This is a genomic window from Chryseobacterium sp. HNCC26DJ238, assembly GCF_057180465.1.
In genome coordinates this window covers 170319-195490 of record NZ_JBXUGI010000009.1, presented here as the reverse complement: position 1 = coordinate 195490, position 25172 = coordinate 170319, and the positions used below count along the sequence as shown (strand labels likewise).

Genomic DNA, 25172 nt, shown 5'->3' with positions numbered 1-25172 from the left:
AGAAAGCGGATTTTTTTGTTAAAATATTTTTCCGTGTGGTATAAATTATTAATTTTATACTAAACATTCCGATGAAAAAATATCTCTTGTATTTTTTAATTCCCATCCTTTACAACTGTCAGTCTCAGATGAGCAATGGCGCCCACATCAACCAAAGGGAAATTCAGTTTGAGGATAAAAACCATTATCCTTTTTCTTTGACGAAAGAAGCTTTTCTTGTCATCGATTCCCAGCAAAAAATGGATGATGTTTATAAAATTATTCATCAGCACAGTATTGGAAAGAGACTCTCCCCTATTCCAACAGTTTCAGATAACGAGATCTATATCGTTATACACCCCAAAGTAACAAATGATAATGACATTTCCATTGACTCAATAAGACTTCAAAAAAGCATTCTTTATGTGTATATCAAAGAATTTGACAATCCTAATGTCAGTCATCAAACAAAGGACTCAACTCATGTTCTTATAAAGCTGAACGAGAAAATAACTTTCAAAAACATCATTATCAAATATGATCATAAATAATAAAATCATGCAAAAAAAAACCTTTACACTCTCTTTTCTGCTGCTTGCTGTTCTGAGTTTCGCACAACAGAACTACTGGACAAAGCTCAACCGGAATACCAATACTACCGATGAACTAAGACCCAGATGGACCACTCCAACAACTTTTTCATTATATCAACTTGACATTGAGAAGATAAAAAATGATTTAAAAAAAGCCCCACAACGTTTTTCAGGGAATGAAAACTTAGTCATTAAATTTCCTGATGCTGACGGTAATATGAGAAGCTATATTATCCAGGAAGCTTCGGTAATGGAACCTGCATTACAGGCAAAATTTCAGGATATCCGATCATACACCGGCTGGGAGAAAGGAAATTCTTCCAATACTATCCGCTTCAGTGTAACACCACAAAATGGGGTAAGCGTGATGTATTTTGACGGTTGGGAGGTAAGCTACATGGACAGTTACACGAAAGATAATTCTTCTTTTATTCTATACAGAAGAAAAGATTTGCCAAAGAACGACAGACTCTTTGAATGTCATGTGGAAGATGCATTAGATCAAAAAAGCATTTCGGGTACAGGATCAGATCAAAAAGCTCCATTAGTTACTGACGGACAGTTCAGAACATACAGACTGGCATTAGCCGCAACCGGGGAATACACGACATTTCATGGTGGAACGGTTGCAGGTGCGATGAGCGCAATGGCTGTCAGCATGACACGGGTAAATGGGGTCTATGAAAAAACAATATCATCAACCATGGTCATGGTCGCCAATAACGATCTTTTGGTATATACCAACGGAGCAACCGATCCTTATACCAATAACGATGGCTCTGCTATGTTAACTGAAAACCAGAATACCGTCGATGGTATTATAGGATCTTCAAACTATGATATAGGTCACGTTTTCAGCACAGGAGGTGGCGGAGTTGCTTATTTAGGTTCGATATGCACAAGCAACAAAGCCGGTGGAGTAACAGGATCAGGTGCTCCGGTGGGAGACCCTTTTGATATTGATTATGTAGCCCATGAAATCGGACATCAATTTGGAGGCAATCATACCTTCAGAGCAAATACAGGATCATGCAGCGGCAATGCAAATACCAATACCGCGTATGAACCGGGAAGCGGAAGTACGATCATGGCATACGCTGGAATCTGCGGATCCAATAACAACGTTCAAAACAACAGTAACTCATATTTTCATGCAGCAAATGTTGCTGAAATGTATACTGTTATCAGAAGAAGTTCTGACTGCTCCGTTAAAACCCCTAATAACAATCTTGTTCCTACAGCCAACGCCGGAGCTGATTACATTATTCCGAAGGGAACTGCATTTGCACTGACAGGGACCGGCACAGATCCTAATAATGATCCCATCACCTATTTATGGGAGCAGTACGACCGACAAAGCAATACACAGCCACCGGTTTCTACTGCTACGGCTGGGCCTGTTTACAGATCGGTGTTGCCAACGACTTCTCCGACCAGATATTTTCCAAACATGACTTCTGTACTGACTAATAATTTAGTCCCTAAGTGGGAAGTTACCCCGAGCGTTGCAAGAACATTAAATTTTTCACTGCTCGTTAATGACAACAAAGCGACAGGAAATCAGTCAGCCAATGATGCAATGATCGTAACAGTAACCAACGACGGCCCTTTCAACGTTACTTCTCAAACGACGAATACGGCATATAGTGCAGCTACACCTGTCACCGTAACCTGGAACGTTGCAGGAACCAATACAGGAACCATCAATACCCAAAATGTTACCATACTGCTGTCTAAAGACAATGGAGCAACATTCAATACGGTTTTAGCTGCCAGTGTGCCGAATAACGGTTCTGCAACAGTCAATCTGCCTAATGAGAATATTGCATCTGCAAGAATTATGGTTAAAGCGCTTGGGAATATCTATTTTGCACTGAACCCTTCTTACTTCTCAGTAACAGGTTTCTTAGCTACTTCTGAAGTTGACAAAAACATTTTTTCAATATTCCCGAACCCTGTAAAAGATGAGATCAATATCAGAATGAAAAATCAATCTGACTCCGGAAAATATTTAATATATGACCTGTCAGGAAAACTTGTGAAATCCGGAGAGATCAAAGGAAATACCCAAATCAGAACAGATGGTTTCCAAACCGGGAATTATGTCATTACCGTACAGTTGGAGAATGGTAAAAGTTATAACGAAAAACTGATTATTCAAAAATAAAATTATTAATACCAAGTGGCAGAGGTCTGGAATTTCCAGACCTCTTTTTTTTTGATAAAAATCATAATTTTAATCCAGATTAAAAAAGATATTTACATCCAGAATCCTTACTTTTATAACACTATGGATAGGATCATTATGGAACCCAGATTTAAAGATTCACAACATTTCAAAGATTTTTGGAAAAACGGCAACGGAAAACAGTTGATTGATTTTTCCGGAGCACAGGTGAGTTTTACTGATTTTGAAAAATTTTCTAAGTATTTTCATCATGTAGATGTATTGGGTGATGCGGTTGTGAAAGATGTTTATTTTACTCAAAAATACAGCGAAGCTTCACGGCAGATTGAGCATTATATCCGAAATGGGGTTTCAGAGAATGATGATGTTCCGGAGAGCGTAAAAAAACTTTTCAGTCAGACACAGGAAGTTCCTCACTGGCTTGATGACAGCCTTCTGAGGTTCGGTGCAGAACTCTGTATGAGAAGCAATATCGATTCTCTCATTTCCCTGCGTGATTACTGCCTTATCGGCGGTTATGATTATGCATACCTCAACAAGCCGCTCATCGTGACAGAAGCCCTTAAAAAAGGGGCCGTAAAACGACTGTCGGAAACCTTGGATTTCTGGGTCAATGTGACCCGGTACGATGCTTTGGAAATCCATAAAAAAGGGTATGAATTTGCTATAAAAACGCGACTGATCCACTCGTATGCCAGGCTGTCTGTCAAAAAACACTATAAAAGCTGGGATACAGAAAACTGGGGAGAGCCTATCAATTCATGGGATATGATGGCTACCTATATTGGCTTCAGTCTTGTATTTTTACACAGTCTCAAAAAATTGGGCAACACGATTTCTGATAAGGAAGAAAAAGGGCATTTTCACCTTTGGAAATACATAGGTTACCTTTTGGGAATCCCTGAAGAACTTCTGCCAAACGATAAGAAACAGGCAACAGAATATTTTTACCTCTGGACTTCCATACAGCCACCAGCCGATGAGGATTCGATCCTGCTTGCACATTCTTTACTGAATGAATCTTTAGAAAATCCTATTTTGAAGTATTCATTTCAGAGAAAAAACCTCCGTTACCTGCACATCTGCTGTACATGGTTTCTGCTGGATCACGAAGTCTGCAAAAGACTCCGCATTCCTGATGTGCCATTTAGAAAAGGGTTTCCGGTTACGAAAAGGATCATCAACAAAATATATGATTCTACGGTCAGCCGTGAAGCGCGTATAAAAAAGGGCAACAAAGACCAGATGAAGGTTTTGGAAGATTACCTGCGGGTTACCCAAAGTTCTAATTTTCATTAATTTTTTTCAGGAGCCTGATCCCGCTTTCACTACTCGCTTTTTCTTATTTCGCCGTGCGAAAATAAGAAAAGAGCTCAGACATGCCGTTCAATCGGGGCTAAAAATCACCCGTCTTCGATGTCCGTTCGAATCTCCCCTCCTCACAAAGGGAATTACTGTCACAGATAATAGAACGATTCAAAAAACATTTCGGGAGGCAGAATGAATGTTCAAAACATGATCTAAAAAAATGTTTTAAACGGAACAGATTATTAGCCCCGATTGCCGCGGCATCCTTTTTCCGAAAGGGCTTTGCAAAAAGAAGGCGGAGGAAAAAGATACAGCAGAAAGCGGGATTAAGCTCCTAAATATCAACGGTAAGCACTTGTCATTAAATACTGGATCCCTCATCACTTTTTTATTTTGTATCAAAAAAATTTATCATTATTTAACGTTAAAAACGACTTCCGAAAATAAATAATATTAGCTTTTAAAATTTAAATTATGTATTTTTGATAAATTATTTTAATACGATATGAGCAACATAGATGATAAGAAAAAAGCGCTTGCATTGGTGCTTGACAAGCTAGATAAAACATACGGAAAAGGAACGGTCATGACACTTGGTGACAGTGCAATTGACACGACGATCGAAGTCATTCCTTCCGGGTCGCTGGGATTGGACATCGCATTGGGCGTTGGCGGATATCCGAGGGGAAGAATTATAGAGATCTACGGACCTGAATCTTCCGGTAAAACAACGTTGACCCTTCACGCAATAGCTGAAGCTCAGAAAGCAGGTGGAATTGCCGCTTTTATTGATGCTGAGCACGCATTTGACAGAGGGTATGCAGGAAAATTAGGAATTGATCTTGAAAACCTGATTATTTCACAGCCGGACAATGGTGAGCAGGCTTTGGAAATTGCTGATAACCTGATCCGTTCAGGAGCAATTGACATCGTTGTGATTGACTCTGTGGCAGCACTGACTCCAAAAGCGGAGATCGAGGGGGAAATGGGAGATTCTAAAATGGGTCTTCATGCAAGACTGATGTCTCAGGCTTTAAGAAAACTGACGGCAACCATTTCAAGAACAAAATGTACGGTTATTTTCATCAACCAGTTGAGAGAAAAAATCGGAGTAATGTTCGGAAATCCTGAAACCACTACCGGAGGTAATGCTTTGAAATTCTACGCATCAGTAAGAGTAGATATCAGAAAAGCAAGTGCTCCGATCAAAAATGGTGATGAAGCTGTTGGAAGCCGTGTGAAAGTAAAGATTGTAAAAAACAAAGTAGCTCCACCTTTCAAAATGGCAGAATTTGACATTATGTACGGAGAAGGTGTTTCCAAAACAGGTGAAATCCTTGATACGGCCGTTGATTTGGGAATTGTGAAGAAAAGCGGTTCATGGTTCAGCTACGGTGAGACCAAATTAGGTCAGGGTCGTGACGGAGTAAGAGACCTTTTAAAGGACAACCCTGAATTAGCCGAAGAGCTTGAAGGAAAAGTAAAAGAAGAAATCATCAATAATAAAAAGTAATTTTTTTATTACTTTACAGATAAGACAGCCTCTCGGCTGTCTTTTTTTGTAGAGTCTAACCAGACCTGTAAAGATTACCACACAAAGTGAATAATTGTACAGAATTTCTTAATTTCCTGAAGAGAATCTGAAAATAAAATGCCAATCTGTCACTTTCTTTTCAATGGTATCTGTTTTGAGATTTTATAACCAAATTTAAAAATTCATAAAAATGACAAAAGGAAATATCAATGTTTCGGTGGAAAATATTTTTCCGTTGATTAAAAAGTTTTTATACAGCGACCACGAAATATTTTTAAGAGAATTAATTTCCAACGCAACTGATGCGACTCTTAAACTAAAACACCTTACCAACATCGGAGAGGCAAAGGTAGATTACGGAGACCCGAAAATTGAGGTGAAAATCGACAAAGAAAACAAAAAACTCTACATCATCGACCAGGGATTGGGAATGACTGCCGAAGAAGTTGAAAAGTACATCAATCAGGTTGCGTTTTCGGGAGCTGAAGAATTCTTAGACAAATATAAAGATTCAGCGAAAGATTCTGGAATTATCGGACACTTTGGTTTAGGGTTCTACTCTGCTTTTATGGTTGCAGAAAAAGTAGAAATTATTTCCAAATCTTTCAAAGATGAGCCTGCTGTTCACTGGATTTGTGACGGAAGCCCTGAATTCACTTTGGAAGAAACAACTGCAAAAACTGATAGAGGGACAGAGATCATTCTTCACATTGCAGAAGATTCTACAGAATTCCTTGAAGAAGCGAAAATCCGTGAACTGTTGATGAAATACAACAAATTCATGCCTGTTCCTATTAAATTCGGAACAAAAACGGAAACACTACCATTACCGGAAGACGCTGCTGAAGATGCAGTAGCAGAAACTGTTGAGATAGACAATATTGTCAATAACCCGACTCCGGCGTGGACTAAATCTCCAAGTGAACTAAAGGATGAGGATTATAAAGCTTTTTACCATGAATTGTATCCGATGCAGTTTGAGGAGCCTTTATTTAATATTCACCTGAATGTTGACTATCCCTTCAATTTAACGGGAGTTCTATATTTCCCAAAACTGGCGAATAATTTAAATATTGAAAAAGATAAAATTCAGTTATACCAGAATCAGGTTTTTGTAACTGATGAGGTGAAAGGAATTGTTCCTGACTTCCTGATGTTACTAAGAGGAGTGATCGATTCTCCGGATATCCCTTTGAATGTATCCCGTTCTTATCTGCAGGCAGACGGCGCAGTAAAGAAAATTTCTTCTTACATCACCAAGAAAGTAGCCGATAAAATGGCTTCCCTGATCAACGAAAACCGTGAAGATTACGATAAGAAGTGGAACGACATCAAAATCGTCATCGAATACGGAATGATTTCTGAAGATAAATTCTTTGAAAAATCTGATAAATTTGCGCTGTACCCAACCACTGACGGAAAATATTTCCTTTGGAACGAATTGGAAGAAAAAATCAAACCAACTCAAACCGACAAAGACGGAAATCTGGTAATCCTCTATGCTACCAACGCTGACGAACAGCATTCTTACATCCAGTCTGCGAAGGATAAGGGCTACGAAGTTTTATTGTTGGATTCACCGATCGTTTCGCATCTGATTCAGAAATTGGAAACTTCAAAAGAAAAGATTTCTTTTGCTAGAGTAGATGCTGATCATATCAATAACCTGATCAAAAAAGACGAACCTGCAATCTCTAAACTTGATGAAACTGAAAAGGAGTCACTGAAGAAAAATGTGGAAGAGTCTATCAAAGATACAAAATTCACCGTTCAGGTAGAAGACCTGGACAGCACAGACGCTCCATTCACAATTACCCAGCCTGAGTTTATGCGTAGAATGAAAGATATGCAGGCAACCGGAGGCGGTGGAATGTTCGGAATGGGAGGTTTCCCTGAGATGTATAATCTGGTTGTGAATTCCAACAGTGAATTTGCCAGTCAGATTCTGAAAACTGACGATACAGAAAGCAAGGAAGGCTTAATCAGGCACGCACTTGACCTGGCTAAACTCTCTCAGAATTTACTGAAAGGAAAAGACCTTACCGATTTTATCCAGAGAAGCTATAAGCAACTGGAGAAGTAGATTTCGATTAAACATTGAAAGTTTAAGCCTAACAGAACCGGCGGAGCCCTTGGCTCCGGCGGTTCTGTTTTTAAAATTACACTGTTCCTATTAAGAGAACTGACCATTCAATTTCAGACGGTTTTACAGTTACCCATCCCTGACGGTCATTTATAAACATTAAGGTGTTTCTGGTTCAGGCGGTTGTGTCTTTTTTCAGTATTCAGCACTCAAATAATTCTTACAACGCCGTTGACGAAACTTTTCACGTTTAATGGATTTTAGTATTTATCCTGTTCCTAAAAATCTTACATTTGTAAATACACCAAGTTCAAATGTTTGAAATAACAATACAAATGCTTCCTTTTCTAATGGTTTTTAGTCTGGGGATTGCACTTTTTCATACTTTCATTCTATCAGGCTTATTTGAAGTAAAACTCAAACCGGGCTGGATCATGTTCCTGGCAGATCCTGCAATTGTAGCTGCCGGATATTTTTTATTTCCGCAACAATCCGGATGGATATTTGCCGGACTTTTTATCTCTGTCTTTGTTCTTGCAATTATTGCCATGATCACAAAAGGAATTCAGTCCGTTGCAGACAGTTTCAGAGAAGCGAGAGCCCAAAAAAAACCTGTCTGGAAAATCATACTGAGCGGCTTCGGAATTGTGTTTATCTACCTGGCGTTCTTTTATTTTGGAATTTATTCCATGTTCATCATTTTCTTCATCATTATCATCAGTTCAATTTTACCGAGTAATAAAAACCGTTTCTTTTTTTACCAGAGAAATCTTCCTACTTCAAAAATAAGAAGCGTCGCAATGGGAACTGCAGAAATTTGCGGCAGACCTAAAGCTGTTACAAGCGTCGTTTCTCCTCTTTCTTCAACAACCTGTATTGGTTATATTTATACCGTAGATGAGGTCAGCGAATCAACAGACGATGACGGGAGGACAAGCAGATCGTACAGAGAAATTAAAAGAAGACAGGAACTGCACCGGTTTCTGCTCCAGGATGACACCGGAAGCATCGAAGTGGAGCCTGAAAAGCTGGATTGGATCAGTTTTTCCCCGGCGACCGAAAGGGAAAGCAGCAGTGAACGTTACCGGGAATTTATTCTTGATGAAAAGACGGAGATACTTATGATCGGACAGGCGTTCTATGATGATGCAAAAACGATTTTCAGATATGATGAGCATAAAAAGCTTTTCGGAATGGCACCGCTGGAATTGGTTAATTTTGCGAATAAATGGAGACCTCTAAAACTGAGATCTGTTGTAACTTTATTATGCATCGCCTTAGTTTCAGCATTCATCATTTTAGTGCCTGTCAGAATAAGCGGAACCCGGCTCACGATTGAATCTGTTCACTGGAAAGAAAATTTCAGTAAAAACCCTTTCGATTTTTTCAATTAAAATTAAACTGAATGCTCATCTCACTTCTTATCTTTATCATCATCATTGTGGCACTTGTCACATTTCTGGTTAAAGCATACAACCAGATCGTTATCACAAGAAATAATGTGGATAAATCGTTTTCAAATATTGATGTTATATTAAAACAGCGCGCAGACGAGATTCCCAATCTGGTCGAAGTGGTTAAGGCAACAGCGCTGTATGAAAATACGACACTTAAAGAACTGGTAGCTCTCCGGTCACGGTACAGGGAGGCAGGAAGCACCAATGAAAAAGTAAAGTTAGCCGGGCAAATTGACGGCAATCTGAAATCTGTTTTTTTATCTATTGAAAATTATCCTGATATAAAAGCTGCCTCTTCTTTTCTGAGCCTGCAGATGCGGCTGACCGATCTTGAAAATATGATTGCTGACCGGAGAGAATATTTCAATGAATCGGTTAATTTATACAATACGGGAATTCAGGTTTTCCCGGATGTCATCTTTGCAAAACTGATGAATTACAAAAAAATGGAAATGCTCCAGTTTTCAGAAGCTGAAAAAGAATTAAAAAAAATCCAACTTTAAAACAAAATTAAAATGGTTATCGATTTAGGCATTTTTGGAGAATTTGTGAATTCCAGAAAATTCTGGGGCAGTATGGCGATAGGCTTTCCCGTATTTACGGTCGGAATCTTTGTCATTTACAGCCTTGTAAAAAAAATTCCATTTCTGAAAAATATTGTTCAGTACATTATTCTGACCTATGGACTTTCCATCATCGTCTTCATGCCGGTTGTCTTTTTTTCAGCATTTATTGAAACAGAAAAGCTAAAACTGGCACTGATCTATCTTGTCATTCTATCGTTTGTTTCGGTATTTGCACTGTTCAATCAGAAAGAAGTGATTAACTTTATGAAAGACGTTTCTCAGCTGAAGGATTTTAAAACTAAAAAGTCATAGCCATGTACCCATTGATTTTTACCCTAATCATTTTAGTATTGCTGTTTCTCAAGAAAAGAAGAAATGGAGAAAAAGTTTCAGTCGTCTATTTTATTTTACCGACATTGGTTGTTCTTCTTATTTCATCTATGTTCTTTTTCCTTGGTGACATAGTCGGTTCGACGGCATATTCTTATCTTTTCAGTAAAAAATACGAGGCTAAAGTAGTGAAGTATGATTATACGGAAGGTGATGCAGATTCCGGGCCTAATGCTATTGCTGTTGTTGAATTTAAAAGTGATCAGAATAAAACTATACAAAAATCCATTGGCTACGGTACAAGTACCCCTATTGAAATCGGAAAGACAATTAAAGTATCTTATCAGGAAGGTGAGAAAGAGGTGAGAAACCTAAGCTTTGGTGAACAGAAATTACTTACAGGAATTGTGCTGGTCTTTTTCCTTTTTTTTACTGTAGCTCTTGTTGCGGTTGTCTTCTATGCACTCGACCGGGATCTTGCCTGGATCTGGAAGCTGGTGGCAGGACTTATTACCTATATTGTTTTCCCTGGCGCAATGCTGTTCTTTATCGGCATCCTTTCATGGGTAATATGGGAATATTTTCAGGGCAGAAAAGATGATATGCCGATATGGGCACTGGGAATCTGCAGTTTATTTGTAACCCTGCTCATCCCTGCACTGATCGGTTATTTCAAAATGCTTTTTACCCGGCCTTTACCTATAAAGAAAGGAACTTCAAAAGAAAAAATCAGACTATCAAAGTTCAGTAAGCGGATTCCAAAATAATTTTTTGAAATTCTTTATTCTGAAATTTTCCACTTCAATCCCTTCCGCTTCGAGCCTTTCCTGAAATTCAGGCACAGACAGGGTACCGGAGCTTGAAATTACGCGGTGTGCCGGAACATCTTTCGGGCAACCGCCCATTGCTTTCCCTACGTGTCGGGAATGGTTGGGGAAACCTACAGCTTTGGCAATCGCTCCATAACTGGTCACTTTACCTTTAGGAACCAAACGGGTTATTTCCCAGACCTGCTGCCTGAATATTTCATTCATCCTTTTAGATTTGATCATCAAATGTAAGAAATTAGCTCAGTTTCTGAAATAAAATAATGATTGAAAAATCTATTATTTAAAAATGGATGATACTACTGACGCTTTTAAGTTTAACAAAAACTTATCATATATTAAGATGAGCAGGGTACGATTGTTGTAAATTGAAGCAATGAAACCAATATCAAAATTATGGCAAATTTAAAAGGAAAAGTAATTATTGTAACAGGAGCAGGAATGGGTCTTGGATTGGCCGCAGCAGATGTCTTAGCTTCTCAGGGGGCTGATCTTGCTTTGGTGGATTATAATGATGAAGCATTACATACAGCGAAATCGGAATTGCAGTCAAAGTATCCCGAAAGGAAATTCTTAACGGTAACTGCAGATGTTTCTGTAGAAGAAAATGTAAAAAATTATGTTGATCAGACTGTGAAAGAATTCGGTAAGGTTGACGGTCTTTACAATAATGCAGGAATCGAAGGGAAGCAGGCTCCACTGATTGAATATGATATCGATGTTTTCAAAAAAGTAATCGATATCAACCTCCTTGGAGTCTATTACGGAATGAAATATGTCATTCCTGAACTACAGAAAAACGGAGGTGGAAGAATCGTCAATGTAGCTTCTGTAGGAGGTATCAGAGGGGTTATCAATCAAACTGCTTATGTTGCCACGAAGCATGCGGTAGCAGGGATGACCAAAAACGCAGCTCTTGAATACGGAAAAGACAATATTTTAACCAACGCAATTGCTCCGGGAGCCATTTTAACGCCTATGGTTGCAGAGGCATTTAATCAGGTTAATCCATCTGACCCTAAAGCGGCTGAAACAGAATATGCATCAAGAAACCCTACCCGAAGGCTGGGTGATCCAAAAGACGTCGGAAGCTTAGTGGCTTATCTTCTAAGTGATGAAAACGGATATGTTTCAGGACAGGTGATCGCTATTGACGGCGGGGAATCGAATATGTATGGAAACTCATAGATATTGGTGATGAGTAATGGGTAATGAGTAATTGGTAATGATATATATAATTAATTATTTTAATGGTAAATTATGATGTCTGCTTAAATGCGGGCATTTTTTTTTATTTTAATCTAGCTGAAATGTACTAAGACTGAGATTTAGATTTTCATTTTATTAAATGTTGCATCATTTTTGAATGACATACACCTAAATCCAAAGATTATGAAAAAGTCCATTTTCAGAATGCTGAATAAAATCAACAAAACGGTTTTACCTAAATTAAGTGATAAAGACCCGACTAAACTGACCAGATTACAGAAAGGTATTCTGGCATACCGTTATTTTGTACTGACCAATTCTCTGGATTGAAAAAGATACGAGAATATAAAATAGATGTATTCTGCAGTAGGAAATAAATAAGTTATTACTCCTACAGATCTCCCGTACTGTACAGATTTTTATTAATCATCTGTCTGAGACAGCAAACCAATGAATTATTTTGATCATTAAACTCATCATAAATAAAAAACGCTCCGGAATCCGGAACGCTTTTATCGATTTATCAGACTTTCGTCTTTCTTTTTTTATTAATTTTCTAAGATATACGAAAACATCAATGGAGCACAAATGGTTGCATCACTTTCAACAATAAATTTAGGTGTTGTGATATCCAGTTTTCCCCATGTGATTTTCTCATTTGGCACAGCACCTGAATATGACCCATATGAAGTGGTAGAATCTGAGATCTGGCAGAAGTAAGACCAGAATGGAATGTCATGCATTTCCATATCCTGATACAGCATCGGCACTACACAGATCGGGAAATCGCCCGCAATACCTCCACCGATCTGGAAGAACCCTACGCCCTTCCCTGATGAGTTTTTAGTATACCAGTCTGCTAAGTAGGTCATGTATTCAATCCCTGATTTCATTGTTGTTGCTGTAAGCTCTCCTTTGATACAGTAGGATGCAAAAATATTCCCCATTGTAGAGTCTTCCCATCCCGGAACAACAATCGGAAGGTTTTTCTCGGCAGCAGCAATCATCCATGAATTTTCTCTCGGAATTTCATAATACTGCTCCAAGACTCCTGAAAGGATCATTTTATACATGAATTCATGCGGAAAATATCTCTCCCCTTTTGCTTCAGCATCTTTCCAGATTTCTACAATATGCTTCTGCAGTCTTCTGAATGCTTCTTCTTCAGGAATACAGGTATCGGTCACTCTGTTTAATCCTCTTTCCAACAGATCCCATTCATCCTGAGCGGTAAGATCTCTGTAATGCGGCACTCTTTCGTAGTGAGAATGCGCAACAAGATTCATAAGGTCTTCTTCTAAGTTAGCACCGGTACATGAAATGAAATCCACTTTATCCTGACGGATCATTTCAGCTAAAATTTTACCTAATTCAGCAGTTGACATTGCTCCCGCCAAAGTAATCATCATTTTCCCTCCTTCTTTAAGGTGTGCCACATATCCTTTTGATGCGTCTACCAAAGCCGCTGCATTAAAATGCAGATAATATTTTTCTATGAACTCAGTAATCGGTTTGCTCATTATTTTATTTTTTTACAAAGATAAAATTTAAAAACGGAAAGTTGCCGCTGCACTTAAAGAAAGTCTGCTTAGACCTTCTTTTTCGTCTTCGCCGAAATTCACTGTTGTACCATTATATTTCATCTTACTGAGTGTCCCGCCTGTCAGACCTAATTTTGGACCTATAAAAACATGGTTGGTAATCGCATACTGATAGGCAAAATTAGCCTCTAAACCCAGATTGGAACCTGTCCCTTTTACAGAACCCGTTTTAGTAGTATATGTAATGACTCCCAATGCAATATCATAAAACAGTTTGTGTTTTGTATCCTCTTTAAAATTAGAAAACATATAAGAAGGCCCGACAAAACTGATGTTATCTTTGGTCGTGACAAATGCAGAAACATTTTGTCCGTTAAAATCCTGAACAGTCAGCCTTCCGTCGCTCGAAGCCATGTAGTTTGAATATTTTATACCAACAGCACCATTTCCCCTGAGATGATAATAGGCAGAAACATCTACATTTACACCTGTTTTCAGACCTTTGATATAATCTCTGGTTTCTCTTGAAATTCCTGACGGCATTTTTGCAAGTCGCCAGGCATACCCAACAGAAGGAATGATCGAAATTCTGGGCTCTGATCTTAGAGTTCCTCCCTGTGCTGAAAATAAAAACGGGATCATGAATACTCCAGAAAATAGTAGTTTTTTAAACATTGTTATTAATTTCCGGCAAAAATACTATTTTTTTCCAAACACAGAGAATTAAAACTTAAACCGCCTGTTTTCTTTTTTATCTGAATTCTGTTTTTTCTGCTGAATGCGTTTCTCGACTGAGGATCTTGTGGGCCTTGTCTTAGCTCTGAATTTTGGAATGATTAAAGCTTTATCTACCAAATCAAGAATTTTTTCGACTGCGATCTTTTTATTTTGAAGCTGTGTTCTGCTCTCAGAAACACTGAGAAAGAGAAACCCTTCAAGGTTGATCCTGTTTTTCAGTTTTTCAGAGATCATCTCTTTTTGTCTTTCATGAAAAAATTCGGAATCAGAAACTTTCCACGTAACGGTCACTGCAGTCTCCACTTTATTCACGTTTTGTCCGCCTGCTCCACTGCTCCGGGAAGTTTTAAAATTCAGTTCTTTTGAGAAATCTTTCATAGTGTGGCATTTTTAAATCCTTCTTCGAAGGGACAGTTTAATTTTGCAAAGAAAAACAGAGACATGGTGGGTGGTGAATTGTACATTAAAATCAATCGTGAGTCTCCAGTCCTTTTCGCAGTTCGATCCTGTTCAGCTTTCCATTCGCCGTCCTTGGAATTTCATCAACAAAGATAATCTGTTTTGGCCTGTGAAAGTTTTTCTCAAAATGAATTTCGCTGATCTTTTTGAGAACGTCATCCGACTCTTTCCCCTCAATGACCGCAATCAGTTTTTGTCCAAGGCTCTCATCCTTTATTCCCAGAAAAACAACCTCATTTGCAATTTCTTTTTTTACCAGACTTTCAAGCTCTTCAGGAAATATTTTTGCTCCGCCGGAATTGATCACATGATCAATTCTTCCTAGAAACCTAAAAGTATTGACATTATTTATTTCAACCAGATCATTTGTCTGTAAAACATCATCATTCAGAGCGGGTGCAAAAATCTGCAGACAGCCTCTCTCATCTTTAGAAACCGAAACATTTTCAAAAGCGGTAAAATACTTGTCATAATGAGGATAAATTTCTTTCAGAGCAATATGGGAAAGGGTCTCAGACATTCCGTATGTTTCATAGACTGTAGTTGAACCGCCGGAATTCTTCAGAGAATCATAGATTTTCAACTTGAGGGATTCTGAAACGGCAGCTCCGCCAATAATTAAATTTTTAACCAGAAAGATCCGGTCTAAAGAATTTTCAACCTGCAAAGGCGTCATCGCACAAAAATCGACTTCATCCTTTATATGTTCTAAAGGCTTTAGCAATGGTTCAGAAACCGTAAGCTTCAGTTTACGTTCAAATGAACGTACGACCATCATTTTACCGGAAATATATTCGACCGGGAGACAGACCAAAGCGTTATCACCGTTTTTGAGTCCTAAGAAATCACAGGTCATTTTCGCTGAATTGAGCATTTTGCTTTTCTCAATTTCAAATATTTTGGGCACGCCTGTGGAACCGGAGGTCTGTACCTGCACCTTTTCAGAATCCGAAAGCCATTCTTTAAGAAAAAAAAATATTTTTTTTTCAAATTCTGTTTGAGGATGTAAATTATTAATTTCGAGATTATTGAAGTTGAGCAGCATATTTCCGGCCATTGAATTGTCGTGTAAATGTAAAGAAAAATTAAAAAATGATTTGCAAGTAAGCAAAAAAACTGTAAATTTGCATCACTAAATAATACAGACCCATGGTGTAACGGTAGCACTCTGGTTTTTGGTACCATCAGTTGGGGTTCGAATCCCTGTGGGTCTACATTTAAGGAGAAATGATCAGTTTGATCGTTTCTCTTTTTTTTTAACATCTTCTAAATCACTGATAATCTAAAATGCAGTGAATCAATACAAGCCAATAATTTTCACAGTTCCGTCAATTTCTATTCTTCGAAGGTTTACTTTTCCATCTAATCCCATTTCTTTTAATGTTTCAAAAAATAAAGTTTCTAGTCCTAAATTGTTTATTTCACCATTGCTATCAATATATTTGGTTCCGTTTAAGATAGGTTCTTTTAAATCCCTTGAAGAATCTCTATATTTATCTGAAAATAAGTCTAATTGTTCCTGTGAAAATTCGTCAAAGCATCCTGATAAATTCCGTTAAACCAAATAACATAATGCATTTCATTTGGTGCAACCATTCCCATAAAAGCGTTGTTTACATTTGCAGGATTAGAAGCAGGCTGCGCTCTTGCAAATCCTAATAATTGATCTATATCCGGAGGCGAGAGCATCGGAATACCTGTCGGAGTATGGTTGTGATATGCTCCTGCATATCCTGTTTTGTCACCAAAATTTACACTGTGGGCACCTCCTGTTATCGTAGCAGAAGGTGTGCCGTCTGTTTTAAACTTTAATCCTTTTTCACCACCGGCAGTAGATTGTGTTTTAAGTTCATTGATTTTTGCCTGAACTAGCGGATTTTCTAATATGTTTTTCGTTTATAAAAGGGTTGTTCGTTTATAATACTGGATTTGTATTCGGCACAATTTTTACAATTCGTTTCTTGATTTAGAGAATTATTTTACTGTTTTGTAAAAATCAAATCTTTGGTTTCAGGAAGATAAATATTAATATCAGTTCCACTTGGGCATCTACTACTATCTATAATTATATCATCAGGACGATATTCCCAAGATAATTGAGTAGTGCTTATTTTTTTTAAAATAATATCCCCCCAGCCGACACGGCAATTAGTACCACTATAGGTAAGTAGTACGGCGTAATCAGTTGACCTAATTTTCGTGCTATATATATAAATTTTAGGAAGATTATTGTTCTTTGTATCCTGTAAAATAGTTCCCGCAGAGTTTTTAACGATATATTTTACGACTAAAGCATCTCTATAGAATTTTTGATTACCATAGTTTACCAGTCTATCATCTTCTTTTGTAATAAATAAGGTGATTTCTTTTCCCTGAAAGTTAGCTTTGTAGACACCTATATACGGTGTTAATTCATTGTTGAAATCTTTTACATGAGCATTATTGGGGATCCTTGCTGTAGCTGTAATCAATGGTAAGGTCTGTGATTGTGCTTTGCAACAGATATTACTTGTAAAAAAGCTAAATAGTATAATTTTTTTTAAATTTATCACTGTATTATAATTTTAATTAATCATGAACAAATTATTGAAACTGGCTGATTACTAACATTTAAGCCAATAATTTTCACAGTTCCGTCACTTTCTATTCTTTGAAGGTTTACTTTTCCATCTAATCCCATTTCTTTTAATGTTTCAAAAAATAAAGTTTCTAATCCTAAATTGTTTATTTCACCATTGCTATCAATATATTTGGTTCCGTTTAAAATAGGTTCTTTTAAATCCCTTGAAGAATCTCTATATTTATCTGAAAATAAGTCTAATTGTTCTTGTGAAAAATTCGTCAAAGCATCCTGATAAGTTCCGTTAAACCAAATAACATAATGCATTCCATTTGGTGCGACCATTCCCATAAAAGCGTTATTTACATTTGCAGGATTAGAAGTAGGTTGCGCTCTTGCAAATCCTAATAATTGATCAATATCCGGAGGCGAGAGCATCGGAATACCTGTCGGAGTATGGTTATGATATGCTCCTGCATATCCTGTTTTGTCACCAAAATTTACACTGTGGGCACCTCCTGTTATTGTAGCAGAAGGTGTGCCGTCTGTTTTAAACTTTAATCCTTTTTCACCACCGGCAGTAGATTGTGTTTTAAGTTCATTGATTTTTGCCTGAACTAGCGGATTTTCTAATATGTTTTTCGTTTATAAAAGGGTTGTTCGTTTATAATACTGGATTTGTATTCGGCACAATTTTTACTATTCGTTTCTTGATTTAGAGAATTATTTTACTGTTTTGTAAAAATCAAATCTTTGGTTTCAGGAAGATAAATATTGATATTTGTTCCTTGTGGGCATTTAGTATAATCAAGAATAATATCATTAGGTCGATATTCCCATGAGATTTGAGTGGAGCTAATTTTTTTTAATTCAATACCTCCAAAGCCTACACCACAATTTGTTCCACCATAATTAAACCATACGATGCCTTTACTAGGATAAGTTCCTCGACTATATATTGTGTGTAGAAGTTGATTAGGCTGAAAAATCATACTTTGTGTATCTTGAAGAATATTTCCTGCTGAATTTTTAACAATATATCTTATAGACAGTGCGTCCTGATAAATATTTAATGATTTAAAAAATCTCATTGTTTCCTTGTTAATGAATAATTTTATTTCATTTCCTTGAAAATAAGCTTTATACTCTCCTACATAAGGACTTAATTCGTTATTTAAATCTTTTATATAAGAGCCTTGTGGAATTTCTTCAAAATCTGTATTAAGAGGATAGGTTTGTTGTGCTTTGCACGAAATTGAAATAACGAATAAAATTAAATATTTTATATTTTTCATATTTTTTCTTTTTAAGATATTAAGGACAAGTCGTAGTGGTTGTTGTTCCGTCAGTATTTTTATTTATTGTTTTTATAGTTCCATCATTTTCTATTCTTTGTAAATTAATTTTACCATCTAATCCCATATCTTTAAGCGCTTTGAAAAAAAATCGTTCAATTGCTTCATTACTCATATCACCTGTAGAGGGTTTTTGCATTCCGTATCTAGTTTGGTATCTATCAATATATTCGTTCAATTGCTCCTGAGAGAAATTCGTCAAAGCATCCTGATAAGTTCCGTTAAACCAAATAACATAATGCATTCCATTTGGTGCAACCATTCCCATAAAAGCGTTATTTACATTTGCAGGATCAGAAGTAGGTTGCGCTCTTGCAAATCCTAATAATTGATCTATATCCGGAGGAGAAAGCATCGGAATACCTGTCGGAGTATGGTTGTGATATGCTCCTGCATATCCTGTTTTGTCACCAAAATTTACACTGTGGACACCTCCTGTTATCGTAGCAGAAGATGTGCCGTCTGTTTTAAACTTTACTCCTTTTTCACCACCTGCAGTAGATTGTGTTTTAAGTTCGTTGATTTTTTTCCGAACTTTCAGATTTTCTAATGTGTTTTCGTTTACTACAGGGTTGTTCGTTTCTAATACTAGATTTGTATTAGGACCAATTTTCACTATTCGTTTCTTGATTTAGAAAATTATTTTACTGTTTTGTAAAAAGCAAATCTTTGGTTTCAGGAAGGTAAATATTAATATCCGTTCCACTTGGGCATCTACTACTATCTATAATTATATCATCGGGGTGATATTCCCAAGATAATTGAGTTGTGCTTATTTTTTTTAAAATAATATCTCCCCAGCCTACGCGACAATTTGTTCCACTGTAATAGAAAATAATGGAATTTATATCAGGTCTTGGCTTAATACTAAATAATTTAATTTGAGAATTACTATTGTTTTTCGTGTCTTGAAGTACTTCTCCAGAAGAGTTTTTAACTATATATTGAATATCTAAAATATCCGAATAATAATTTTTTAAAGAACTTTTTTGTAAAACATTTTCAACTTTTGTAATATATAGTGTAATTTCTTTTCCATTAAAAGTAGCTTTGTAAATTCCTTCATATGGAGGTAATTCATTATTTAAATCTTTTTTATGTGCATTGGCTGGAATATCTTTCAAAGGTGTATTCAAAGGTATTGTCTGTGCTTTACAAGATAAAAAACTTATGAAAAAACTAAAAAGAATTATTGTTTTAATATTTATTGTTTTCATATTGAATATTTTAATTATTGTGAGCATGTTGATGAAGTTGGTTGATTGCTACTATTAAGACTTACTATTTTTACTGTGCCATCACTTTCGATTCTTTGTAAATTTACTTTACCTTCTAAACCCATATTTTTTAGTGTCTCAAAGAACAATTTTTCAACACCTGCATTATTTATTAAACCATTACTATTAACATATGTAGTTCCATTTAAAATTGGTTCCACTAAATCATTCTTTAATATTCGATAATCAATATTAAAAGTATTCAATTGTTCTTGTGAGAAATTAGTCAAAGCATCCTGATAGGTTCCGTTAAACCAAATAACATAATGCATTCCATTTGGTGCGACCATTCCCATAAAAGCGTTGTTTACATTTGCAGGATTAGAAGTAGGCTGCGCTCTTGCAAATCCTAATAATTGATCAATATCCGGAGGCGAAAGCATCGGAATACCTGTCGGAGTATGGTTGTGATATGCTCCTGCATATCCTGTTTTGTCACCAAAATTTACACTGTGGGCACCTCCTGTTATCGTAGCAGAAGGTGTGCCGTCTGTTTTAAACTTGACTCCTTTTTCACCACCGGCAGTAGATTGTGTTTTAAGTTCATTGATTTTTGCCTGAACTTGCGGATTTGTTAAAATAGCTTTCGTTTTTGTACAGGGATTGTTAACAATTTGATCATAAAACTGCTCCCATGTCAGATTAGGGTTTTCCATAAAAACCTGTATCGCAAAATTAGCAAAATCTTGATAATAGCTATTTTGCGGAGGAGATAAAGGTGGGATATGGTCAAGATAATATTCTAAAATGTTACAATAAATATCAGCATGCTCTACAGCCCAGGATTTTGCCTGATCGGTTTGTGAGTGGAAAAAGCTACCCGCTCTTGCTGCTCTTACGTAGGATGGTTCAATTGTGGGGGGAATATTAGGGTCAAAAGTGTAGCCGCTCGGGTCATACAATCCTGTTCCTCCACCGCCTCCGCCATTGTCACCACCTCCTGGGAAACTTCCGCCTCCTCCTGTACTTCCGCCACCGCCACCTCCGCATTCATAAGAAGTATAGCCTGAACTGGTGAAAAGACATTGAGCGCACTTATCGCATTGTGACCATGACTGCCCCTCTTTACAATGCCATATTTCTATGGAATAAAAATCTGAACATATTCTTGCTGTGGATGGATTATTTATTTTTGTTACAATGCCTTTCTGAGAATCATATACAGGAATTAGCTCGTTATCTAAAATCTTAACAATTGAAAATGCTACATCATTGGCATTTTTTCTATAAACAAGATTGTAAACGGTTTCCGGGTTTTCAAAAATATTATACGCTCGTAAAGCATAGGTCTGAGTGTTGTTGACATCCATTTTGTAAATGGAAGTCTCGTCAATAAAGAATCTTCTTAGATAATCAGTGTTCGCACTGCTTTTGCCAGATAAGGGATTTTTTGTTCTTTTAAAGTCATTGACCCCACTCAAAAAAGTCTCTTTTTGAAAAATACCTGTACTGATTTTTTGATGAATGTGTTCTCCTGATTTTTCTTCATTGTGTTTTACTATTGCTTCTAAATCAGTTCTACAGGAATGGAAAGTGATACTAATGGCTATCAGTAAAGACAACCACAAAATAAATTTGTTTCTCATTTGATTGTGTTATTTTGGTTGTAAAAATAATTCTTTTTATTAATTATTAAAATTTTCTTGAAAAAAAATCATTTCCCAATTGTCATTTTACTGATATAAAGACAATCAGTGCTATGAAAAACCATTTCCTATTATATTTACTACTAAATTTTCTCTTTTAGATTGATTAGGCAGGAAGGTTTTAGAGTGATATCTATCTGATAAAAATTTCAATATATATTTCAGATTCTTTTTAACTCTTTCTATCTACAGGTGTTTTCAGCCATCAATCAATCCTGACCAAATATTTCAAGGCTCAACACTAATTGATTAATGAGTTAATGTCTTCCCTCATAAACACAGCACCATCTTATGCTACTTAATTCACCACCACTTTTTAAAATATGCTTTTTTCAGTAATTCTTAAATTTATTGTAAATTGTCATTAAGTTGCTGCATCAGTTGTAATATTCGGAGCTTCAATGTTTTTAAAACCTTGTTTAGCTCTTCTTATTATCAAAAAATTCAGCACAAATCAGCGAACATAAAAAAACATTTACTGATGAAAAAGAATTACGAATCCCTACAACTTGTAAAATCAACACTGTTAGGAGGTTTCTTATCTGCAATTGTAAAATTTGGCTGGGAAGTTCCCTTTCCGCCAAGAACTCCTGTAAGAGATGAGACCAATCCGCCACAAACTATTCTGGAACAGTTAGGTGCAAGTAAAGATATCTCTCATTTTTCTTACTATTTTAACGAAAACGCAAGACCTCTTTTCAGCATTATCGTTCACTTTGGATTTAGCTTTTTCTTTGCATGGCTGTATTATCGGATGAGTGAGCGTTTCAAATGGATCACCACCGGTTACGGTGCTCTGTACGGTATTATTATTTATATCTTATTTCATGTGATCATTATGCCTGCTTTAGGAACGATACCATCTCCCGCAGACCAACCCTGGGAAGAGCACCTATCTGAGTTTTTCGGACATATCATTTGGGCATGGTCGATAGAAATCATCAGGATTTACAGTAAAAGTACTTCTAAAAACATCTAAGTCAAGCTCCAAGAAGTATAAGGTAGATTGATAATTTTAAGATTTTGTGGTGCTGAAAATAAAGTAATTAACAGTTTTACATGACAACTTTACTGTGATATATGAAAAATGTCCGTAATTAGTAATAACTTAGTTTTAACGGTTTGTTTGTCATTCCGCAGGAATCTCAACACACTGTAATAAAGCAGTTTAGATTCCTCCGAAAATTGAAGATTCGACGTATTTAATAACAAAAAGACTAATGATCTTAGTGTTATGATTAAAAACGGACATTCATAAATATATTTAAAGAGGAAACCTGTTTAAGCTTTTCAGAAAGTGAAAGTCCAAAAATAAGAATTGAACTTTTTTACAAAAAAGTTTAGACAGGTTTTAAGTATGCTCCTCAGGGAAAAGCTTAAGAACCTTATCAATGAATAAAAATTACCTTATACAGGCATCAACTGATTCACAGCATCAATATCACAATCTGGATTCTAGACCATCAGTCAGCAATCACTCTAAGTTAAAATTGCATTTTAAAAGGGAAAATACTGACGTAACAATATGTATTATTAATGTGGTATCAGTTCAGATGATCACCAGTCAGAATATTCTTTTTAAGATCTTCAATTCCCACCAGCTGTTTTAAAGGTTGGTGATAATATTTCCTAATACGCTCAATAATTCCTGCATCAACAGTATCATCAAATTTTCCGGCGAAAAGATGCCCGCCTTCCAGAAGAAAGCCTAAATCTGTTTCTGTGAAAGTTTTTGGGCGCAGTTTAATATCGCCGTCCGGAATCCAGATTATGGCTCTTTTATCATCATCTACCAGAGTTCCACTGAACGAAGTGTTCATCAGAACGGTTTGAAAAAAAGATTCGTCTGCAATTAATGTATTGAAATAATATTTTTCAAACTTTTTCACCTCTTCATCATTGATCAGAAATTCACAGCAATTTCTTGTGAGAATCATCCACTGTCCTCCGATATAAGGAATAACCCCTTCCATGAAATCTCGTTTATGGGTTTTATCTGAAATCTCATTTTCTGATTCTTCAAAATAATTCTCAATCCGGTTCATGGTTTCGGGTCTGATCTTTTTCTGATCGGCAATTTTTATATAGCTGTTACCGTAGTTTTCCGATAAGAAGTTTTTAATAATTTCCTGTGATTTTAAAGGAAAATCCTGACCGCTCAGGTTGATAAAGTAATCCCATTTTTCATTCATCTCCAGAAGATATTTCATTCCGTCCAGCTCAGCCTGAACCATACTATAGCCGCCCCATATGACATTTTCGCTATCCAGGATATGTACGTTTGGGTACTCTTTAAGAAATACGCTGACCTCCTCCTCTATTTCACTGCCTGCTTTTTTGTCAATATGAATGAGATAGAAATTCGCTGAATCATAAATAGCGCTGAAAAGTTTTTTGAACTGGTCAGGTAAACGATGAACCAATACCAGATAGGCAATACTTATTGATTTTGTGGGTGCGCTGTTCTTAACAGGAGTACCATCTTCACTGATGCAAACATTTTTCATTTTATATTATTTTAAAATTATGAATGCTTACAACTTATTTTATAAAGTATTAATAGACATTTTTCTCAATTTACGATAATAAAACAACAGTATGATGATGAGATTTGTAAAAGAACTACCGGATTATTTTTATGCATTAATTTTAATTTAAAAAAACTTCATATTTCTTTTGCGGTTTTAGAAAAATTTAATAGATTTGCACCACTAAAATAAAACAGACCCATGGTGTAACGGTAGCACTCTGGTTTTTGGTACCATCAGTTGGGGTTCGAATCCCTGTGGGTCTACTTATCAGGAGAAATGATTATTATCGTTTCTCCTGTTTTTTTTATAAATCATTATTTTTGAGTTGAAGTATAAGGGTTTGTAATGATAATGATTAGGCAGTACATTATTTAACCATTCTTTTATCGCAGGTTAGACCATACTGAATCTGTTGCATTTATCTTTGCTTTTTTCTATTCCATCATGTTTTCTTAAAGAATCGAGATCAAAAATGATATTTTACAGGATATTTTTTAACTTTACCTTTCAAAATTTTATCAACACAAATGGCTTAACCAAAAGCTTTCAGAAAATTGATTTATTATGGAGCATAAAATACATCAGGGAAGAAATATCAAACGATTTAGAGAAATGCTGGGCATCAAACAGGAAGCTCTGGCTTTTGATCTGGGTGAAGAATGGAATCAAAAGAAAGTTTCTCTGTTGGAGCAGAAAGATATAATTGACGATACTTTACTTCAAAAAATATCTGAAGTTTTAAAGGTTCCCGTAGAAGCTATTCAGAACTTCGATGAGCAGTCAGCGATACATATTATTGCGAATACAATTACCAATCATGACAATGGATCTGTTTATAATAACCATCCGATATTTCAGCCGATTGATAAACTGATACAACTTCATGAGGATAAAATTGCTCTCTATGAACGTATGCTGAAAGAGAAAGATGATATGATGGCAAGGTTTGAGAAGCTAATTAAAAAATAACTGACTTTTTTGTTATATTATT

At 36.3% G+C, this 25172-nt stretch carries 26 protein-coding genes and 2 tRNA genes; 15 read left to right on the top strand and 13 right to left on the bottom strand.

Annotated elements, in window-relative coordinates; all coding sequences use genetic code 11:
- Window positions 1-71 precede the first annotated feature (71 nt).
- The 9 genes from AC2A07_RS10725 to AC2A07_RS10685 all read left to right on the top strand — a co-directional run bounded on the left by AC2A07_RS10725 (window position 72) and on the right by AC2A07_RS10685 (window position 10805).
- Window positions 72-530 carry a hypothetical protein gene (locus AC2A07_RS10725; protein ID WP_484050378.1) on the top strand — a complete coding sequence of 153 codons (459 nt, stop codon included), beginning with the start codon at window positions 72-74 and terminating at the stop codon, window positions 528-530.
- 7 nt (window positions 531-537) lie between these two features.
- Window positions 538-2739: a reprolysin-like metallopeptidase gene (locus AC2A07_RS10720; RefSeq protein ID WP_484050377.1), complete on the top strand. Its 2202-nt coding sequence runs from the start codon at window positions 538-540 to the stop codon at window positions 2737-2739.
- A 123-nt stretch (window positions 2740-2862) separates the two neighbouring features.
- Window positions 2863-4059, top strand: a complete 1197-nt coding sequence (locus tag AC2A07_RS10715; RefSeq protein WP_484050376.1) for an oxygenase MpaB family protein — start codon at window positions 2863-2865, stop codon at window positions 4057-4059.
- 514 nt (window positions 4060-4573) lie between these two features.
- Window positions 4574-5581, top strand: coding sequence for a recombinase RecA (gene recA / locus AC2A07_RS10710; RefSeq protein WP_314495131.1), 1008 nt, complete (start codon window positions 4574-4576; stop codon window positions 5579-5581).
- A gap of 211 nt (window positions 5582-5792) precedes the next feature.
- Entirely contained in the window at window positions 5793-7685 is a 1893-nt protein-coding gene (htpG, locus tag AC2A07_RS10705) for a molecular chaperone HtpG (RefSeq protein WP_484050375.1), read from the top strand.
- Between the two features lie 335 nt (window positions 7686-8020).
- Window positions 8021-9079, top strand: coding sequence for a hypothetical protein (locus AC2A07_RS10700; protein ID WP_484050374.1), 1059 nt, complete (start codon window positions 8021-8023; stop codon window positions 9077-9079).
- A gap of 11 nt (window positions 9080-9090) precedes the next feature.
- On the top strand, window positions 9091-9645 hold the full coding sequence (locus tag AC2A07_RS10695; RefSeq protein WP_484050373.1) for a LemA family protein: 555 nt from the start codon (window positions 9091-9093) through the stop codon (window positions 9643-9645).
- 12 nt (window positions 9646-9657) lie between these two features.
- Complete coding sequence (locus tag AC2A07_RS10690) at window positions 9658-10020, top strand: hypothetical protein (RefSeq protein ID WP_314495137.1); 363 nt, start codon at window positions 9658-9660, stop codon at window positions 10018-10020.
- A 2-nt stretch (window positions 10021-10022) separates the two neighbouring features.
- Complete coding sequence (locus tag AC2A07_RS10685; RefSeq protein ID WP_484050372.1) at window positions 10023-10805, top strand: hypothetical protein; 783 nt, start codon at window positions 10023-10025, stop codon at window positions 10803-10805.
- Here AC2A07_RS10685 and AC2A07_RS10680 read toward each other — a convergent pair.
- Complete coding sequence (locus tag AC2A07_RS10680; protein ID WP_314495141.1) at window positions 10776-11072, bottom strand: methylated-DNA--[protein]-cysteine S-methyltransferase; 297 nt, start codon at window positions 11070-11072, stop codon at window positions 10776-10778. The two genes, AC2A07_RS10685 and AC2A07_RS10680, sit on opposite strands and share 30 nt — an antisense overlap.
- Window positions 11073-11261: 189 nt before the next feature.
- Between AC2A07_RS10680 and AC2A07_RS10675 the strand changes: the two genes are divergently transcribed.
- Both AC2A07_RS10675 and AC2A07_RS10670 read left to right on the top strand, forming a co-directional pair.
- Window positions 11262-12053, top strand: coding sequence for a glucose 1-dehydrogenase (locus AC2A07_RS10675; RefSeq protein ID WP_484050371.1), 792 nt, complete (start codon window positions 11262-11264; stop codon window positions 12051-12053).
- Between the two features lie 204 nt (window positions 12054-12257).
- Window positions 12258-12404, top strand: a complete 147-nt coding sequence (locus AC2A07_RS10670; RefSeq protein ID WP_484050370.1) for a hypothetical protein — start codon at window positions 12258-12260, stop codon at window positions 12402-12404.
- Window positions 12405-12622: 218 nt separating this feature from the next.
- Here AC2A07_RS10670 and AC2A07_RS10665 read toward each other — a convergent pair whose 3' ends face one another.
- The 4 genes from AC2A07_RS10665 to AC2A07_RS10650 all read right to left on the bottom strand — a co-directional run bounded on the left by AC2A07_RS10665 (window position 12623) and on the right by AC2A07_RS10650 (window position 15857).
- Complete coding sequence (locus AC2A07_RS10665) at window positions 12623-13594, bottom strand: deoxyhypusine synthase family protein (protein WP_314495146.1); 972 nt, start codon at window positions 13592-13594, stop codon at window positions 12623-12625.
- Between the two features lie 27 nt (window positions 13595-13621).
- On the bottom strand, window positions 13622-14290 hold the full coding sequence (locus AC2A07_RS10660; protein ID WP_484050369.1) for a hypothetical protein: 669 nt from the start codon (window positions 14288-14290) through the stop codon (window positions 13622-13624).
- Window positions 14291-14338: 48 nt separating this feature from the next.
- On the bottom strand, window positions 14339-14731 hold the full coding sequence (gene arfB, locus AC2A07_RS10655; RefSeq protein WP_484050368.1) for an alternative ribosome rescue aminoacyl-tRNA hydrolase ArfB: 393 nt from the start codon (window positions 14729-14731) through the stop codon (window positions 14339-14341).
- Between the two features lie 91 nt (window positions 14732-14822).
- Window positions 14823-15857 carry an AMP-binding protein gene (locus AC2A07_RS10650; RefSeq protein ID WP_484050380.1) on the bottom strand — a complete coding sequence of 345 codons (1035 nt, stop codon included), beginning with the start codon at window positions 15855-15857 and terminating at the stop codon, window positions 14823-14825.
- A 98-nt stretch (window positions 15858-15955) separates the two neighbouring features.
- Here AC2A07_RS10650 and AC2A07_RS10645 point away from each other — a divergent pair.
- Window positions 15956-16026: transfer RNA gene (locus AC2A07_RS10645), tRNA-Gln, on the top strand.
- A 295-nt stretch (window positions 16027-16321) separates the two neighbouring features.
- Here the strand turns inward: AC2A07_RS10645 and AC2A07_RS10640 are convergent.
- The 7 genes from AC2A07_RS10640 to AC2A07_RS10610 all read right to left on the bottom strand — a co-directional run bounded on the left by AC2A07_RS10640 (window position 16322) and on the right by AC2A07_RS10610 (window position 21590).
- The gene (locus AC2A07_RS10640; RefSeq protein WP_484050367.1) at window positions 16322-16501 is read right to left on the bottom strand and encodes a hypothetical protein; all 180 of its coding nucleotides are present in this window, start codon (window positions 16499-16501) and stop codon (window positions 16322-16324) included.
- Window positions 16502-16791: 290 nt separating this feature from the next.
- Window positions 16792-17364: a DUF6705 family protein gene (locus tag AC2A07_RS10635; RefSeq protein ID WP_484050366.1), complete on the bottom strand. Its 573-nt coding sequence runs from the start codon at window positions 17362-17364 to the stop codon at window positions 16792-16794.
- A 20-nt stretch (window positions 17365-17384) separates the two neighbouring features.
- On the bottom strand, window positions 17385-17810 hold the full coding sequence (locus AC2A07_RS10630) for a hypothetical protein (protein ID WP_484050365.1): 426 nt from the start codon (window positions 17808-17810) through the stop codon (window positions 17385-17387).
- 290 nt (window positions 17811-18100) lie between these two features.
- The gene (locus tag AC2A07_RS10625; protein ID WP_314495158.1) at window positions 18101-18667 is read right to left on the bottom strand and encodes a DUF6705 family protein; all 567 of its coding nucleotides are present in this window, start codon (window positions 18665-18667) and stop codon (window positions 18101-18103) included.
- Between the two features lie 19 nt (window positions 18668-18686).
- Entirely contained in the window at window positions 18687-19343 is a 657-nt protein-coding gene (locus AC2A07_RS10620) for a hypothetical protein (RefSeq protein ID WP_484050364.1), read from the bottom strand.
- A gap of 28 nt (window positions 19344-19371) precedes the next feature.
- Entirely contained in the window at window positions 19372-19944 is a 573-nt protein-coding gene (locus AC2A07_RS10615) for a DUF6705 family protein (RefSeq protein WP_314495166.1), read from the bottom strand.
- 14 nt (window positions 19945-19958) lie between these two features.
- A complete protein-coding gene (locus AC2A07_RS10610) occupies window positions 19959-21590 on the bottom strand; it encodes a hypothetical protein (RefSeq protein ID WP_484050363.1) in 1632 nt (543 codons plus the stop codon).
- A 541-nt stretch (window positions 21591-22131) separates the two neighbouring features.
- Here AC2A07_RS10610 and AC2A07_RS10605 point away from each other — a divergent pair.
- Window positions 22132-22629, top strand: a complete 498-nt coding sequence (locus AC2A07_RS10605) for a YagU family protein (protein ID WP_484050362.1) — start codon at window positions 22132-22134, stop codon at window positions 22627-22629.
- Between the two features lie 565 nt (window positions 22630-23194).
- On the opposite strand, the gene AC2A07_RS10600 is transcribed toward AC2A07_RS10605, so the two are convergent.
- Complete coding sequence (locus AC2A07_RS10600) at window positions 23195-24157, bottom strand: beta-1,6-N-acetylglucosaminyltransferase (RefSeq protein ID WP_484050361.1); 963 nt, start codon at window positions 24155-24157, stop codon at window positions 23195-23197.
- Window positions 24158-24373: 216 nt separating this feature from the next.
- Between AC2A07_RS10600 and AC2A07_RS10595 the strand changes: the two genes are divergently transcribed.
- Window positions 24374-24444 (top strand) — tRNA-Gln (locus AC2A07_RS10595).
- 301 nt (window positions 24445-24745) lie between these two features.
- A complete protein-coding gene (locus AC2A07_RS10590; protein WP_484050360.1) occupies window positions 24746-25150 on the top strand; it encodes a helix-turn-helix transcriptional regulator in 405 nt (134 codons plus the stop codon).
- The last annotated feature ends 22 nt before the right edge of the window (window positions 25151-25172 follow it).